This is a genomic window from Vibrio hyugaensis, assembly GCF_002906655.1.
In the GTDB taxonomy this organism is placed as follows: Bacteria; Pseudomonadota; Gammaproteobacteria; order Enterobacterales; family Vibrionaceae; genus Vibrio; species Vibrio hyugaensis.
In genome coordinates, this window is the sequence record NZ_CP025794.1 from 604,754 (window position 1) to 621,565 (window position 16,812).

Genomic DNA, 16,812 nt, shown 5'->3' on the forward strand with positions numbered 1-16,812 from the left:
CTAAATAAGAAAAGGTCTGCATTGTACAGACCTTTTTTGTTCTCTCACCGCAATTATGCAGCTTGGCTTTGCTTGACAGGTTTAAACTTAATGGACGCAAGAAGCATCGCTACCACCACTGCGTAGATAACTGGGATTGCGTACATCACAGTTTGCAGACCAACTACGCTTTCCATGACCGAGCTAATTGCTGGGCTGAACATGGCGCCAGCGCTACCACTGATCAAGATGTAAGATACGTTCTTACTCGTTGCATTGCGCACAAACGACACACCATAAGCGATAAAGGCATTATAAAGCGCGGCACATGCAAAGCCGTAGCCGTAAGTCAGGTATGACAACCACTCGAGTTTATCCGTGGTTACGATAACGCTGGTGATCACCATAGCAACAGAGATGATCGTCAACAAGAAAGTTTGAATCTTCATGCGTGACACAATCACAGTAGAGACCAGTGCACCAACCAAAGCTGCTGACCAGTATTGTGTGATAATGTTACCCGCTTGCTCGAATGGGATATCAAACTTCTCTTTCACAAACATCGGCGCCCAAGTTAGGAAGGTGTAAAGCGCAAGCATACCTAGGAACAACCCCACACCGCCGCTGATGATGCCAAAGTTCCACTCTGATTTTGCTTCTTGCTCAGAGCCACTCTCACCGCCACATTGATTAAAGTTAGTCATTAGTGCGACAAACATGGTCGCCAGAGCCACAACACCAACACTTAGATAGCTGATACTCCAGTTCATTGCGTTGGTTAGCGCATAAGTAGTAATCAAAGGGAAAACAACGCCCGCAACATTGAAGGTCGCGTCTTGCACTACCAGCATGGTGCTTTGAATTTTGTCTTTCCATACCGATACCACGATGGTACCCGCGATACACAGACCAACACCGCCACAAAAACCGATTACCGTCATGCCGAGCATTACGACAGACAGTGACGGCGCAACATATAAGCTCAGCGCAGAAGCGGCAATCGCACCATAGCACAGGACGGTCATGCGCTTGATGCCGACTTTTTCAATCAAAAAGAATGCCGCAATAGTGCCGGCAAGTGCGCCGCCATTTAGTAGCGAGAAAATTGACGCGACTTCATTAACGTTCGCATCAAAGGTGTTGGCAAGCGGTTCAACCAACATACCAAATTGGGTTGCAAAGCCCGCCATGATGAAGTTGGCGAGAAAACTGATTGCGGTGAGTGTTATTTTATTTTTCATATTTCACTCCAAGGGCTCGTAGGATAGATGTTCTTATAATTAGAGAGAGCCAGCGAACCAGCTCTCAGAGTAAACTTAATCTTAGGGTTAAGCTTTAATGGCAGTTTCTAGCGCGATTTCAATCATGTTGTTGAAAGAAAGCTGACGCTCTTCTGCTGTGGTTTCTTCGCCAGTAATGCAGTGATCAGACACGGTCAAAATCGCTAGCGATTCAATGCCGAATTGGTGCGCTAAGCCGTACAAGCCTGCTACTTCCATATCGACGCCTAGTACACCAAATCGCTCTAGTGCAGGGATCATGTCTTCGTCTGGATCATAGTAGAGATCGCCTGTGAAGATGTTGCCCACTTTGACATCAATGCCCTTCTCTTTCGCAGACATATAAGCGTTGTGCAACAGTTCAAATGTCGCAGACGTTGCCATGTGGTAACCACTACTGCGCTTAGCGTTAGTAGGCGAATCCGTACCTGCGGCTTGCGCTAAGATAACGTCACGCATGTGGACGTCTTTTTGTGTTGCGCCGATGCTACCGATTCGAATGATGCGCTTTACACCAAAGTCATTAATCAACTCGTGACCGTAAAGCACCATAGATGGAATACCCATGCCATGCCCCATCACCGAAATACGCTGACCTTTGTAGTAACCGGTGTAACCCAGCATGTTACGGATATCCGTAACCAGTTTGGCATCTTCTAGGTAAGTTTCAGCAATGTATTTTGCGCGTAGCGGATCGCCCGGCATGATTACGGTTGAAGCAAAATCTTCTGCAGAACCTGCGATATGAGCAGTCATAATGTTTTCCTCGTTCGTTCTGATGGCGTCATCATAATGAGGAAGCATGAGAAAGTTTCAGGACAAAAGTCCGGTTTGAAAGTACGAGCTCTCATAACTGACTAAACAGTAAATACTTAGCGAGATGCGTTATTGAGAAGCCCGAAACGTTCAACTTTTGGCGTAACGTGAAGAGCAAGAAAGAGTTTTAAGGTAAAGACGAGGATATCTACACAGAGCAGGACTACATCAATAGTAGCTTATGAAGAATACCACTACGCTTACAACAATATGTATAAATCGATTAAACTTAACCAAATAACAGCTTGAGAATAAATGTAAACTTCTATTATTAAAAAAGCAGAGAAGATTATATTTAATTAAAAATTAGAGCTTGAAATGACCTTATTTCTTCCACTCAACTTAGCCTTATATAAACATTGATCGGCTTTGTCTAAGAAATAGCGGATGTCTGAAGTAGGTTCTGGTTGCTGAGTGAATACACCTATCGAACTGGTTAATATATGGCTTTGGTCATTGTTTTCACAATTGAAGGAAAGCTTAGCCATGGCTTTTCTAAATGCCTCTGCACGGCTAATTGACGTTTGATGCTCAGCTCCAACGATCACAACAAGAAACTCTTCTCCACCTATTCTAAAGACAATGTCATTGACATCATTAAAGTGTGAAGACAATAACCCCCCAACCTTAGCGATCGCCTCATCACCTTTCAGGTGACCAAACTGATCGTTAAGCTGTTTAAAATAGTCTAAGTCGATGGATACAAAGCTGACTAACTGTTTAGCGTCCCGCGCTTTGGTAAGAATATCCGGTGTCATGATATTGAAATATCGACGGTTATATAATCCAGATAACTCATCAGTAATGGCCAGCTCTTGCAGTTTTTTGTTGAGGCATCTCAATTCCTTCTCTGCCACAAAGCGGCGATGTTTTTCTCTCACTAATTCAATGGATTGACTTGATACTTCAAAATACATCTTGAGTACCGTATCGGCGACCAGACCATTGATACCTTGCAATGTATCTACAGCGTTCACTTTGGCAGTCTCTAAAGAATCGCTGGATTCCAACTCTTTTACTGCAACACTCATTTTTTTATCATCACCGATGATATGAAATACAAGCCATCGAATTAAGAACTGTAGAATGTGCTCAATAGACTCTTGCCAATTGAGATCTTTAGATTCAGTTTGAATTTTAATAACTTCATCAACAAAAGAGGCATGGCTTTTCTTGTGTTCGTCATTCCAGATATCGTCGAAAAAGTATTCATTCCATATACTTTCTTCAAATGAGAAGTGATATTGAGCATAGTCTTTTAACTCACCGAAAACCCCATCAACTTCTATTTGATCATCATAAATCAACGTATTTGCTAATTTATTCACCAATAAAAAAAGATGGTAATGTTGTTCATCAACATTTTTAATCCCGGTCTCAAAATTGTGGTTCCAAGGAAAAATGATCAGTTCATTATCTGACATAGCTAGGCATATATTAATACTATTTATTTACTGGATAGTAACCCATGTTATTTGAAGTTGATAGCCCCTCATTAAAGTAGATTTGAAGACAAAATAGCTGGTTTGTTATAGATATTAAATTAGCGGATTCCTTGTTAAAAAATAGCGCCAACAACGTGGCGTTATTTTTTAATTATTTGGAAAACTTGATCTGAATTATTACTTCAACGCAATCCATGATTTTCGCTGTGCTTTATCCATATAAGACCACGCAATAAAGCGACTGACTTTTTGACCTTGGCTCATTTCCACTACTCGGATCGCTTTAACACCCAGTTTTTCTAGTTGTTTACGCATCGGTCGAACGTTGTCTTTCTTGGAAATTAACGTGGTAAACCAAAGTACCTGCGCGCTGAAAGCTTGGCTTTCATTTGCCATTTTACGGATAAATACCGCTTCCCCACCTTCGCACCAAAGCTCTGTATTTTGTCCGCCAAAGTTAAGTACGGGTTGGCTCGCTTTTACTTGATGAGCTTTTACTTGATGAGCTTTTACTTGGTGAGAGTGAACTTTTACGCCCTTCTTACGTTGGTTAGCTTTCAAGTTATCAAGCTTGCGCTGACTACCCATCGCTGCTTCTTCTGCTGAGCGATGAAATGGTGGGTTACACGTCGTGACATCGTAACGTTCATTCGGTTGAATGATGCCACGGTAAATATTGGACTCATTGGTTTGTTGCAATAAGTCAATGTTGCCGTTTAACGAGGCATTTCGCTCTACGATTGCTTGTGCAGACTCAATGGACTTTGGATCGACGTCACTACCCGTGTAGTGCCAACCATATTGAGTCACACCAACTATTGGGTATATACAGTTTGCGCCAACTCCCACATCAAGCGCCCGCACTTTATTGTGCGCGTATTTTCCTTTTACTTCACCATCCAGCAGTTCCGCAACTCGGTGAACGTAATCCGCTCGCCCAGGGATTGGTGGACACAAGTAAGTATCAGGAATATCCCAAAACTCAATATCATAATGAGCCGCAAGCAATGCTTTGTTGAGCATCTTGACTGCTTTTGGATCGGAGAAGTTGATTGAGTCTTCCCCTTTTGGATTCTTAATCACAAATGATTGGAGCTGAGGCTCTGCTGTGACCAGTTTTTTGAAATCGTAGCGACCTCGATGCGCATTACGATCATGCAAACCACTTTTGGCGATTTTGATCACTTCCACGTCGCTGTTTTTCTCAGTGGCGGTGGTTTTCGCCACAGTTGTAACTTGCGCTGTCGGTTTACTTTTCACACGCTTTGGTTTTGCCTTGGTTGCTTCTTTACTCGGCTTAAGTTTCGCCGTTTTTGACTGAGCTTGTTTCGCGTTGTGATTATTGGTCTTCATTCGAGTTCGCTTTTAAATCGAGGTAAATCATAAACAGACGAGCATCAAATTCGAGTTGGTGATACTCAGGCTCCATGTAGCAGCACAATTGGTAAAACGCTTTGTCGTGGTTTTTCTCGCGTGTATGAGCCAATTCATGGACCACCAGCATGCGCAATAATGCCTCAGGCGCATCTTTAAACACGTTAGCAATGCGGATTTCATTTTTTGATTTCAGCTTGCCACCATGGTTACGACTGATCACGCTATGTAAGCCAAGTGCGTTATTAACCACATGAATTTTCTTATCGTAGACCACTTTGCTAATTGGCGCGGCTTTCTTCATGTAACGGTTTTTAATCGCTATCGCATATTCGTAAAGTGCCTTTTCGCTTTTGATTTGGTGCCTATCTGGGTAGCGTTTTTCGAACCAAGGGAGCAATTTGCCACTGTCCACCAATGAGCTTACTTGCTCAACAATGTTCTGTGGATAGCCTTGAATGTATCGAAGTGACGGATGCATGCGTGTTAAGTCTGCTATTGCAAAAGAAAGGCGCTAAATATACCTGAGATAACTAAGAGTTTCATCTTAGGTTTCAAGCTTTCCTTTATCCTTAAACCTCGTTAAACTTCGCGTCCCGACGATAATGGAGAGAAATTGAATGAAACGAGTCGTTCTTTACATCACAGACAAATGTCCCCACTGCAAAGATGCTCAACGTTATCTTGATTCGAAAAACATTAATTACCGTTTGTGCAATGCAAAGATGCAGCGTGGACGTAAAGAGTTAGATGCCTTGGGCGCACGCTCAGTGCCGGTGCTGAAAATTGGTGACCGAGTCATGATCGGCTGGAACCCCAAGAACTTTGAAAAAATGTACAGCAACTAAGAACCTTAAGAGCTTCTCCAATGAGAAGCTCTTTTTGTATCAAATATATCTTTTCACAAAATCAATAAAGGTACGGTCTGCAATGGATAAGTAACCTTGCTTTCGCCAAGCTAGTGCAAGGTCGAGTTTCACAGTAGGTTCAAATGGAATACCCACAACATCTTGTTCGTGCAGTGTCACCAATTCGAGAAGCGCTGTGATCGCAAACTCTTGTTTGACGATACTGAGGATTAACGGCAATAAGTTTGTCTCAAACGAAGAGTTCATCGTAAAGCCATGCTCTTCACTGACATTATCTAAAAACTCTCGGTGGAAATAACCATGTTGAAACATCACGAGGTCATGTTCAAAAAACTCATCAAATGCGATGGACTTTCGCTGGGCTAAGTCATGTTCTGGAGCCACAACTGCGACCATTTGACTGGTAAACAAATGATCGGTCTCCAGATCGTCGGGCACATCGTCACAGCTGATCACGCCAATATCGAGTTGCCCATTGAGTAGCATACGACGAATAGACTGAGTGCCCGCCTCCACCAGCGTAAGTTTCAAATCTGGGTATTGACTCTTAAATGCCATCACGATGCGAGGGAAAAAGTAGCTCCCCATCATCGACGGTGTACCAAGGCGCACTTCTCCTTTGGCTAAACCTTTAAGCTCATCAATCGCCAGCTGTGCATCGTGTAATTGCTGGATCACTCGCTTAGCATGAATCAACAAGGTTTCCCCTTCTTTGGTTAAGCTGATCTTCTTGTCATCTCGACGAAACAGCATCACTCCAAGAGACTGTTCAAACTTCTTAATTGAAATGCTTAACGCAGGCTGAGCAATATGCAAAGCCTTGGCCGCATGTGTAATGTTGCCGTACTCTGCAACGGCTAAGAAATGTTTAAGTTGTTTCGATTCCATAAGATCAAAAATATATAGCAACCATATTTTTAATATATTTTTTCAATCCAAATCTAACTGATAGATTGATCACAGTTTCTTTCATTGGCTCGCTCACATTAGGCAGGACTCATGGTCACTTTCGGCACTCCGGAATACAAACGCATCACGCTATCACTGGCGCTTGGTTCTTTTTTGGTTTTCTCTAACCTTTATCTTCTTCAACCAATGCTTCCAACTTTTGCCGCACACTTCGAGATATCAGAAACTCAGGTCAACTGGTTGTTCGCAGCCACCACACTTGCTCTCTCCTTTAGCCTAGTGCCCATGGCCGTGCTCTCAGAAACTATTGGACGTAAACCAGTGATGATGTTTGGTTTGGTTTCCATTCCTGCCATATCAGCACTGATGCTATTTGGTGATTCATTTCTATTCTTGGTGGTTTGTCGAGCCTTAATAGGCATCGCCATTTCAGCCTTTGCAGCAGTTGCCGTGGCTTATATGGCAGAAGAGTTAGACACACACGCGTTCTCGATGGCGATCGGTACCTATATCGCGGCAAACTCCTTGGGAGGTATTGCTGGCCGTATTAGCGGAGGTTTGTTAGCGGATAATTTCAGCATAAATGTCGCCGTTGAGGCTATGATGATGGTAACACTTATCGGCGTAGCAAGCGTGTATTACTTGCTACCAAAACAACGCAACTTTACTCCTTCCTCAATCAGCTTAAGACACCACAATCGCGCTGTTGCAGGACACTTCAAAAACCAACGTGTGTGGTATGCCATGTTGATTGGTGGATTGAACTTCGCATTGTTCGTAAACCTTTATTCGGTAATGGGGTTCCGCTTAGTAAGTCCCCCTCACAACGTGCCAGTGGGTTTAGCTTCCCTCATCTTTGTTTGTTATTTAGGCGGCACTTTTTCTTCTCGTTGCGCCGGACATTGGAGTAAGCGTTTTTCTCCCATACTTGGCATGTTTTTAGGTTCTATTGTCAGCATGGCGGGTATGTGGATTGCGGCAATTGAAAGCATAGCCGCGATGCTTGTCGGCTTACTATTAATCAGCTTTGGCGCGTTCTTTACTCATACTTTGGCCTATGGTTGGGTTGGACAAAACGCGACTCGCGCCAAAGCAACGGCAACAGCTCTGTATTTGGTTCACTATTACGTTGGGGGTAGTTTAGGTGGATTCTTGTTGCTTTACTGCTGGCAGCACGGAGGATGGTCAAGCGTTTTGATTGGTGGTAGCTCGTTGTACGTAGCCATGTTTGCAGCTATCGCTTATTTGAAGCATTTCACCGAAAGTCGTGATATTGATGACAGTGCGGATCTAACAAGCTTAAGAAGAAGTTGAATACGAGTTCTGCTATGCTTGCGCCAAACCCATAAAAGCAAGAAAGTCGTATGCCAATGCGCTCAACACAAGCAACACCACACATGGATATCAATGCAATCACACAACAAGTCGATCAATGGCTCAATGATGTCGTGATCGGGTTAAATCTTTGCCCTTTCGCCGCTAAGCCACAGCGTAATAAACAAATCAAAATCTTCGTTAGTGAAGCCTCGCAAGAAGAAGCTTTGTTAGAAGATATTCTGCTGCAACTCATCGAATTAAGTAATACCGAGCCAGAAAAACTGGAGACAACCTTAGTCGTTGTGCCAAACATGCTACAAGATTTCTGGGACTACAACTTCTTCATCGATTGGGTTGAAGGCTTGATCAAACAGCAAGATTGGGAAGGTATTTTCCAAGTTGCAACCTTCCATCCCGATTACTGTTTTGGTGGTTCAGAGCCTGAAGATGATGAGAATTTAACGAATCGCTCACCGTACCCAGTATTTCATTTGATTCGTGAAGAAAGCATGGAAAAGGTACTCAAACACTACCCTGACCCAGAGTCCATCCCAGATACCAATATCGCACGTGTCTCAGCGCTTTCAGAAGAAGAACGTAAGAAGCTCTTCCCTTACCTGTTCCGTTAAACACAAATCCCCAAGAGACAGATTTCTAACCAGTTAGAATGGGATCGCTTGGGGATTAAAGTTCGGTTTGATATGATTGTCGCTTCAATCGATTCAATGGACATTAGAATGCAACTGTCAAAGCTAACCCAAGAGATTTTTGACCACCTATACCGTGACATCACCGAGTTCCGTAGCACCTTCGACCTACCTGTGGCGGATGTTGCAAGCCTAGACGCGCAAGCAGACACGCTACACACGTCTCTGGCGATCGAAGAGCTCACTGAGCTAGCAGAAGCGGATTGCAAAACAGAGCAAGCGGACGCAATCATCGACAGCGTTTACGTTCTAATGGGTCGTCTGGTACACCTTGGTGACAGCAAAGTTGAAGATAACCTAACGATCAGCTACCTGATCGATCTACTGCTTAACGTTGCAGTAAACCGCGGTATCGACTTTATTCCTTGTTGGGATGAAGTGCACTCGAGCAACATGAGCAAAGTGTGCCGCAACGGACAAGAATACGCAGAGACAGAAGCGTTCTACGCAGAGCAAGGTATCAAGTTAATGGCAGTTCAAAAAGGCGAATATATCATCGCTAAATGTGCAGAAGATTTTGTATCTGAAGGCAAAACTGTCCGTAAAGGCAAGGTACTGAAATCGGTTTACTACCGTCCTGCGGATCTGAAGCCACTAACGCAATAAGTCTTCATTTAAGCACGATAGATAAAATTCAGCGCCCACAATACTTCCCAATATTGTGGGCGCTTTTTTATTCCGAGCGTTTTTAAACAACGGTTAAGAAGTCATTCAAGCTTTCACAGCACACACCGTAATGTGGTTTGATGTATCGCGCTCATACACCTGTACTTTCCGCACTTCAAAACCAGCTCGTTCCAATTCGGAAACGAGGCTTTCTTTTGATGGAATACACCGATAAGCGTACCCATCTTTGTATATGTGATAGCTATTGGTATCTTTCGAGCACAGACTGCTCACAAAAAACGTCCCTTTCTCAGACAGTAAGCGATACACATGATTGAGAAATGTGGTTCGGTCATTCCGGATAATACAGTGCAGGCAATTGCCATCGATGACAACGTCATAACGTTCAGTAAGTTCCAAAGATTCTGCGGTTAAGTCAGCGACATAATACGTGCCAGCCACTCCCTCTGATTGTGCCTTTTCTTTCGCCCACAATATTGCCGTTTCCGAAATATCGACACCAGTCACTTCAAAGCCTTGCTGACAGAATGCCCTGCAGTGATGCCCTTCACCGCAACCTAACTCAAGCAGTTTACCTTGTGTCGGACGTCCTTCCAAGGCAAGAAAACGTTCAACTAACATCGGCTTAAAAATTCGTTCATTGCCGCCCCAGCCTTCCCATCCGGCTTGGCGCGCTTGCACATACATTTCTTCATGAATTAGATAGTTTGTTTTCATACCCTTCCCTGTAGACTGATGATACGTTGACTTAACCGTTGATAAAGCACAATAACGTCTGTTTTAGATGTAATTTTGCCTATTGCACATTGGTAAGCGAGGTCAATATCTTTGTGTTGGCTTGTGTAATGTTTCTTCGCCACTTCGACGCATTCGGGCAGACTTGTATACCAACTGCCGTCCTTACAAGCGACAAAGTAATAGGCAGCTCTTATCAACTTCTTGCCTATAGTTTTAGCTACTGCCTTCTCACTCATTTGTGAAAATCGGACTCTCATTTGGTCCAAGAAAACAGCTAAATCACCATTGAGTGCATAAGCTATTTCAGGACTGGGTTTGTGCGGCATAAATCCTTTCGATAAATCATTGCCCCAAATACAGCAGCAGCAGTGCTTGAGCCAAAATTGCCAGTGATACTTTTCTTGTAGTTCTAAAACACGGTGAAGATAACCAGGGTCAATATCAAGCTTGCTCACTTGCGGATAAGCTTTGGGAATGCTCGCAGACAGTTTGCTAAATATTTGCATCTCATGCTGACTCACCGGCGTGGTCAGTATTACCGAAACATCGAGATCTGAGTGCCCCAGCATTGCTGTACCTCTGGGAACGCTGCCGTACAAGTAAATACCATCTATTTGTTTTGGAAGTTGCGTTAGCAACTCACCAACAACGGCCTCAACAACTGGTTGGAACTCTATTTGAATGTTTTCTGGTGAACAGTCATTGCGGATAAAGCCCTGGGCATCGAGACCATTATCTCGCTTGTGCATGGCGAATCTCCATCATAAAAGGAATGCTAAATTCAAATACCAAGCTTTTCGACCAATTTGGCAAACGATGTTTCGATACTGTCTGCTGCCGTATCAATCTTGACGACTTTCGTCTTCCAAGCCTCGTAGTGACGAGCTTTTACTTGTTGCCAATTCGGTAACTGCAGGTTCTCAACTTCATTCTTACGAGAGTCAACACGTTGTTTATGCTCATTCTGATCCGAGCAACTTATCTCTATGTTAACAAAGTGAGCGGACATGCTTGTTGCCAGTTGCTGCCATTCATGCCGTGTAAGCTCTATGGGGTTACAAGAGTCAGCGATACAACTCAACCCAAGTTCAAGGTTATCTCGGATGATCCGGTAACTCAGCCGATAACCCTCACCTTCAACCTTCAAATGACACAAATCACGTAGACCTTGCTCTACAGTATCGACGCGTACATACATCGCGCCAACTCTTGCGGCTAATAGCTTTGCTAGCGTCGATTTACCAGACGCAGGAAGACCAGAAAAAATGTACAAGGTAGGAACCATCAAATGAACTCCTGCTCTACACATGCTGCAAGCATGAAATACGTGATTAAAACGAATGATGTTTAAGAACATCAAAGCGACATGCCAGACATTCATCACCGTCGACATACTCTGCGAACCAATAATGCCCATCCTTTAGCTCACGAGAATCAGCTAAGCGGTATGATTGTGAGAATCGCTACCTCAATACAATGAGCTTATTGCATTTCGGAGGCCAAGTCGTAGTTTCAGCAATTAAATTGTTATTTTTCAGCTCAGATTCAAGGATCTCCGTTAAAAGGGGGCTTCGGAACATATTATCTGACCTCAAAGGAAGCTGCCTCTCGTTAAGTAAATAAAGAAAATCCTAAGACGAGAATCTCCAAGAAGTAATAAGGTATGGGTTGAGTATTATCAATGCATCGACAACCCTTGTGATCTCCAACAATTCCATTCACCTCAGATGTCTTTGTTTTAGCATCATAAGCAATCAATATCTGAGCATCTAGAGCTCTGTATATCTCTTGGATTATTAATCAAAAATCAAATACGGCCTGTCTTCTATAAGAACTTTTCGAACTTGAGTTTGGAACACCTCAGCTAGCCCGTCTTCCGTCAAGACCCCATCGGCAACACCAGCTGAATGCAGGACACCATTATTGAGCAGTAATACCTTATCCGCGTGTCTTAGCGTTCTGTTCAGATCATGGTTAGCGACCAAAATACAAATACCCTGTGCTGCAACCGCGTTGATCAATTGATACAGTAACCCTTCCTGAGCAATATCTAACGGCGCTGCTGGCTCATCGAGTATTAATAGCTGCGAATATGGATTGATGGTACGCCACACTTGCAGACATACCCCAGCCAAGCGCACACGTTGCCATTCGCCGCCAGATAATGTCTGAATACTTCGATGAAGCTTGTCTTGCAGTTGCACCAGCTCAATAACGATATTGACTGCATCTCGTACTTTCGCATCGCTGATATTGGCACCCGTTGGCAATGAAAGTGCTAAGTATTGAAAGACATCAACGTTGAATGCGGGCCTTGATTGCTGACACAAATACCCACGAATATGCGCCTGTTCTGAAAGCGGCATTGCTAGCAAGTCTTTATTGTCGACAAGCACTTCCCCACTCACGCCTTCACGCTGAGTTAAGGTGCCAGATATCGCGCCAAGTAATGTACTTTTCCCGGATCCGTTTGGCCCCACGACATGGACAACCTCACCCGGCTTACATTCAAAGGAGAGCGGTAGCAGTCGACTTCCAACTGCGATGTGCTTAACGTGCATCATGACTTTTCACCAGCATCCAAATGAAGATAGGTGCACCGATAGAAGTGGTCATCACTCCAAGCGGCAGCTCAGCAGAATCAAGTAACAAACGCGCGCCGATATCAGCAAACACCAATAAGGCTGCGCCAGATATTGCAGAAAGAGGTAACAGGTAGCGGTTTTCTGTACCAAACGCTAATCGGAGCAGATGCGGAACAACTAAACCCACAAAGCTAATAATGCCACCTAACGCGACAGAACCACCAACGAGAATGGAAATTGCCAAAATAAGTTTCCAGCGCATCTGATGAACGTCAATGCCCAGTTGAGTGGCATGAATTTCCCCTAGCATCAACTTATCCAGCGGTTTACCTTTGCAACATAGCCAAACAAGTACGGGTAGCATGACCAAAGTGACCGTGTGCTGATACCAACTTGCCCCACCGATACTGCCCATTAACCAGTACATTAACTGACGGAGGCTTAAGTCATCGCTAAAGTAGAATGCCCAAGTCACAATGGCGCTCGACAGAATACCCAGAGCAACACCGACGAGTAGCAGCCTTGCGGTAGTTAGATGCATCGCCCGCGCTATGCCAACCAATATGACGGTGAATAGCATCGAGCCAGCGATCGCGGCTAACATAAAAATTATTGGGGAAGGCAAAACAGGCAAAGCAAACATGGCGAGCACCATTGCCAAACTTGCCCCCCCGAGATCCCGAGAACACCAGGCTCGGCTAATACGTTCCCAAGCAAGACTTGCAATGTTGCCCCTGAGACCGCTAATGCGGCGCCAATTATCGCAGCGGCTACCAAACGTGGCAGACGCAAATCCAATAACAGTTTTTGTTCAAACGCTGAAAGAGATTGAAAAGGAGAAAGGAAAACCTCTCCGACCATCAAATGAATGGCAGAGAGCAGCACGAGAATCACTGACATAATCAAAAGATTGCGTTGCCAGCGTCGCTCCTTGTTCAGGATAAGTTGTTGAAAATCCATAGTGGCCGATAAATACAAACGAGGCTTAACCTTACAGTTAAGCCTCGGTAAATTGCAAATGACTTAGTATGCTTATTTACCCTATTTTAGGGCTTACTCGCATCAATCGTAGACTAATTCGCCATCTTCAAAGCGTGTTTTCACTTCACACACCATTAACGCTGCTCGCTGCCCAATAGCAACATGGCGATTTGGGAAGACTATCGCTTCGTTGTCGTTTTTAGCCATTAACGGCTTATCTCCATCATGACCAAACACTTCCCCATGAACAAACGCGGTAAAGTTCTCTACATTGTCATCGAACATAAAGTCAAAATCTTCATGCAAGCGCACAATCGTACGGCTTACGCGGTACTTAATACATGGCTTCGATAAGTGCTCTGCTTTTGATTCTGCAATTAAATTACGCAAAGAGAGGTCAAATGCAGTCATCTTATCGAGATCGTTTTCACCAATGCGAGCAACACGACCAAGTTCCATGGTCAGTGCTTGCGCACCGTAGTTTTCCGCACTAAACCAGCTAAATGTACTCGATGGAGAGTTAGACAGTAGCACCGCTTCAATATGTGCGCTGTCGAGAAAATCAATCAAGGCTTTGCTACGAACAGGATGACGCGTTTTCGGACTCACAGCAAAAGTGTAGTGCTTTGAATCACGGATCGCACAGTGCAAATCTAAGTGCCAGCGTGTTTCAGCTGCCGTATCTTGATAGAAATCTCTCACTAACAATTTGAGAGTATCAGCAATCGCAAGCTCTTTGGTTGGCTCGTGCTCTTTCTCATCAAACAGTCGGTTAAGGTTTTCTTCTAAAAATCGCGTGTGCTCCAGAGTCGATTCTGGGTGAGCGATAATGAATAAGCATCGAGCCTCGACTTTCTGGAAGTCGGATTCGATGTCTTTGATAATTGAATCCACCAGCTCCATCGGTGCGGTTTCATCCCCGTGGACACCACAAGAGATGATGACGTTCTTCGTTTCCTGAGTGTATTCATCAGGAATGACTTCTAGCACACCACGCTGATAGAGTTTAAGTTTTACACCATTAGACAGCACCTGCTCCGCTGGCGCGACATCAATATGAACATCTAACGTGTCAGTTAAAAACGATTGGCGAAAGAGAGACTTCGTCATGCGTTACTCCTTAATAGCACGGCGGGTATGTTAATAAATTGTACAAAGGATTTTTGTTGTTGCGATCCCACTTATGAGTAGAAGCCACCAGATTTATTTAAAATCCCATACCTTTTCGCGCCATGCACTCAAATCAAGCATTGAGGCGTTTATTTTTTAAACAATTACAAAGTGTTAGGGCTGTGAACTTTACCACAGCCCTAAAGAAGATCATTATGATTTGATCAACTTTTAGCGTTTATTCACCACGTTGTGCGAGTAAACGTTCAAATTCGTCTACTTTGTCACGAACTAGCTCAACACTCTGCTGCCAAAATTCTGGTTGCGTCAGATCCATCGATAAGTGTTTGGCTACTACGTCCTCTGCCATCATATTGCCAGTATCACGCAACAATTCCACGTAGTCACTGTAGAAGCTCTCACCTTTCGAAGCACGCTGCGCGTAAATGCCTTTACTGAATAAGAAGCCGAACAGATACGGATAGTTGTAGAAACTCACACCAGAAATAGAGAAGTGAAGTTTGCTCGCCCAGAAATAAGGATCAGCCTCACTCATTACATCGCCATACCAATCTTTCCACGTTTCTGACATCAGTTCACAGAAGTCATCTGCGGTCAGTTCACCCTCTTGTCGACGCTCGTAAAACGCTTTCTCAAACTCGTAACGAACTGGAATGTTGATCATCAGCGCTAACGCCGAAGAGAGCTCTTCCCACAGCATTTCGAGCTTATCATCCACAGTTTCTGCTTTTGAAATTAGATGATCGCGAACGATGTTTTCAGCGAAAATCGAGGCAGTTTCTGCCAACGTCATCGGGTAGTACGTTTGGCAAAGCGGCAAGTCACGAATCACCCAGTTGTGGAACGCATGACCAAGCTCATGAGCAAGCGTCATCAAATCTGAGCGGCTACCACTCCAAGTCATAAACACAAGTGGCGTACGTGTCGCTGGCAGCTTGGTACAGTACGCACCAAGGCGTTTATTGGCATTGGGTGCGGCATCAATCCAACCGTTTTGTACCATCATGCGGACAAACTCAGACATATCTGGGTTCACGGTTTCGAACGCTTCACAAATAACGTCGATTGCTTCATCAAAAGGGTAAACTTTCGCTTCACCACTTAGAGCAGGCATCGCAGCAAGGTGATTCCATGGTTTCATCTCATCAAAACCGTGTACTTTTGCCATTAGTAAGCCCGCTTTCTGGCCTATGTCACGGCTGTCTTTTGCAACCGTCATCATTGAGTCAAGCGTTTCAGCTTTAATTCGACTACCGTGCAAACTTGGGTCAAGGAAATGAACATCACGTTTAACAGAACGCTTTTTGTTTTCCGTTAAACGCCAACCTGAAAGTGCATTGAGAATCGCTGCGAACGATTCTTGATGTGTGGCCATCGCCTTTTGCACACCGCGCCATGCACCTTCTTGACGCTCAAACTCCGAGCCATAAAGAATACTCGCCGCTTGGGAGAAACCGAGTTCTTCGCTCTCGCTATCCGCATGTTCTAATTGAACTTTTAATGAACCTGTAAGGTTATTGTAAAGCTTGCCCCACGCCGATTTCCCATCCACACTCATTGCCGCTAACAACTTTTCTTCTTCAGTGCTTAAGCGTGTGTCAGCGAGCTTACGTGAATTTGAAATCGAAAACGCCTGACCATTAATGTCTGGATTTTCATGATCTAGAACACGAGTAATGAACTCATCATCAGCGTGAGTCAATTTAAGCTCAAAGGCACTGTAAGCTTGAGAAAGCTCGGAAAAGATACGTGTCATACGACCAAGCAGTGCTTTCGCCTCTGCATTTGTCGCATCCACTGACGCGTAACAGTTTGCGAAGTTCGCAATAGTGCCTGCCAAACGGCTTGCCGCCTCGCTGGTTAAGATTGCGTTTTGCATCACTTCGACAGAGTTACAATCAGCAGACTGTTTATTGAGTAGGTCAATGCATTGCTCTACAAGGGCAATGTCATCTTGAATTCGTGGGTCAGCGAGATCGTTATAAACGATGGATAAATCCCAGCTAGGAGCAGTCATTTAAGGTTCCTTTTGATGTAATCGAGCCAGCCCTCTT

General features: G+C 44.2%; 16 protein-coding genes and 1 pseudogene. 4 read left to right on the forward strand and 13 right to left on the reverse strand.

All coding sequences use genetic code 11. The annotated features are described in order from the left end of the window. Positions 1-53: 53 nt before the first annotated feature. From tsgA to C1S74_RS03510, 5 genes are all read right to left on the reverse strand, one after another. Positions 54-1,220 (reverse strand): MFS transporter TsgA, encoded by a 1,167-nt coding sequence (gene tsgA, locus C1S74_RS03490; protein WP_045401493.1) that lies wholly within the window; start codon positions 1,218-1,220, stop codon positions 54-56. A gap of 87 nt (positions 1,221-1,307) precedes the next feature. Continuing rightward, positions 1,308-2,018: a purine-nucleoside phosphorylase gene (deoD, locus tag C1S74_RS03495; RefSeq protein ID WP_373408340.1), complete on the reverse strand. Its 711-nt coding sequence runs from the start codon at positions 2,016-2,018 to the stop codon at positions 1,308-1,310. A gap of 356 nt (positions 2,019-2,374) precedes the next feature. Beyond that, positions 2,375-3,499, reverse strand: coding sequence for a GGDEF domain-containing protein (locus C1S74_RS03500; RefSeq protein WP_045401496.1), 1,125 nt, complete (start codon positions 3,497-3,499; stop codon positions 2,375-2,377). Between the two features lie 198 nt (positions 3,500-3,697). After that, positions 3,698-4,873, reverse strand: coding sequence for a 23S rRNA (adenine(1618)-N(6))-methyltransferase RlmF (gene rlmF / locus C1S74_RS03505; RefSeq protein ID WP_045401500.1), 1,176 nt, complete (start codon positions 4,871-4,873; stop codon positions 3,698-3,700). Beyond that, positions 4,860-5,375 carry a M48 metallopeptidase family protein gene (locus C1S74_RS03510; protein ID WP_045401503.1) on the reverse strand — a complete coding sequence of 172 codons (516 nt, stop codon included), beginning with the start codon at positions 5,373-5,375 and terminating at the stop codon, positions 4,860-4,862. Before C1S74_RS03510 ends, rlmF begins: the two co-directional genes overlap by 14 nt. 139 nt (positions 5,376-5,514) lie before the next feature. On the opposite strand from C1S74_RS03510, the gene C1S74_RS03515 reads away from it, so the two are divergent. Continuing rightward, positions 5,515-5,742, forward strand: a complete 228-nt coding sequence (locus tag C1S74_RS03515) for a glutaredoxin family protein (RefSeq protein WP_039985173.1) — start codon at positions 5,515-5,517, stop codon at positions 5,740-5,742. Between the two features lie 39 nt (positions 5,743-5,781). On the opposite strand, the gene C1S74_RS03520 is transcribed toward C1S74_RS03515, so the two are convergent. Continuing rightward, positions 5,782-6,651: a LysR family transcriptional regulator gene (locus C1S74_RS03520; protein ID WP_045401505.1), complete on the reverse strand. Its 870-nt coding sequence runs from the start codon at positions 6,649-6,651 to the stop codon at positions 5,782-5,784. Between the two features lie 111 nt (positions 6,652-6,762). On the opposite strand from C1S74_RS03520, the gene C1S74_RS03525 reads away from it, so the two are divergent. From C1S74_RS03525 to C1S74_RS03535, 3 genes are all read left to right on the forward strand, one after another. Then, entirely contained in the window at positions 6,763-7,986 is a 1,224-nt protein-coding gene (locus C1S74_RS03525) for an MFS transporter (protein WP_045401508.1), read from the forward strand. Positions 7,987-8,036: 50 nt separating this feature from the next. Beyond that, on the forward strand, positions 8,037-8,618 hold the full coding sequence (locus C1S74_RS03530; RefSeq protein ID WP_045401511.1) for a DUF1415 domain-containing protein: 582 nt from the start codon (positions 8,037-8,039) through the stop codon (positions 8,616-8,618). A 108-nt stretch (positions 8,619-8,726) separates the two neighbouring features. Then, positions 8,727-9,302: a nucleoside triphosphate pyrophosphohydrolase family protein gene (locus C1S74_RS03535; RefSeq protein WP_045401514.1), complete on the forward strand. Its 576-nt coding sequence runs from the start codon at positions 8,727-8,729 to the stop codon at positions 9,300-9,302. Between the two features lie 105 nt (positions 9,303-9,407). Here the strand turns inward: C1S74_RS03535 and C1S74_RS03540 are convergent, their stop codons facing one another. From C1S74_RS03540 to C1S74_RS03575, 7 genes and pseudogenes are all read right to left on the reverse strand, one after another. After that, a complete protein-coding gene (locus tag C1S74_RS03540; RefSeq protein WP_045401517.1) occupies positions 9,408-10,040 on the reverse strand; it encodes a class I SAM-dependent methyltransferase in 633 nt (210 codons plus the stop codon). Next, positions 10,037-10,810: a nucleotidyltransferase domain-containing protein gene (locus C1S74_RS03545; RefSeq protein ID WP_045401520.1), complete on the reverse strand. Its 774-nt coding sequence runs from the start codon at positions 10,808-10,810 to the stop codon at positions 10,037-10,039. Before C1S74_RS03545 ends, C1S74_RS03540 begins: the two co-directional genes overlap by 4 nt. A gap of 32 nt (positions 10,811-10,842) precedes the next feature. Next, positions 10,843-11,349 carry a P-loop nucleotide/nucleoside kinase family protein gene (locus tag C1S74_RS03550; protein WP_082039076.1) on the reverse strand — a complete coding sequence of 169 codons (507 nt, stop codon included), beginning with the start codon at positions 11,347-11,349 and terminating at the stop codon, positions 10,843-10,845. 508 nt (positions 11,350-11,857) lie between these two features. Next, the gene (btuD, locus tag C1S74_RS03560; RefSeq protein ID WP_082039077.1) at positions 11,858-12,625 is read right to left on the reverse strand and encodes a vitamin B12 ABC transporter ATP-binding protein BtuD; all 768 of its coding nucleotides are present in this window, start codon (positions 12,623-12,625) and stop codon (positions 11,858-11,860) included. Continuing rightward, positions 12,612-13,606: pseudogene (gene btuC, locus C1S74_RS03565) on the reverse strand (vitamin B12 ABC transporter permease BtuC). The gene btuD and the pseudogene btuC overlap by 14 nt, the downstream one beginning before the upstream one ends. A gap of 102 nt (positions 13,607-13,708) precedes the next feature. After that, a complete protein-coding gene (locus tag C1S74_RS03570) occupies positions 13,709-14,737 on the reverse strand; it encodes a succinylglutamate desuccinylase (RefSeq protein WP_045401527.1) in 1,029 nt (342 codons plus the stop codon). A 238-nt stretch (positions 14,738-14,975) separates the two neighbouring features. Continuing rightward, positions 14,976-16,775, reverse strand: a complete 1,800-nt coding sequence (locus C1S74_RS03575) for a M3 family oligoendopeptidase (protein ID WP_045401530.1) — start codon at positions 16,773-16,775, stop codon at positions 14,976-14,978. Positions 16,776-16,812 lie beyond the last annotated feature (37 nt).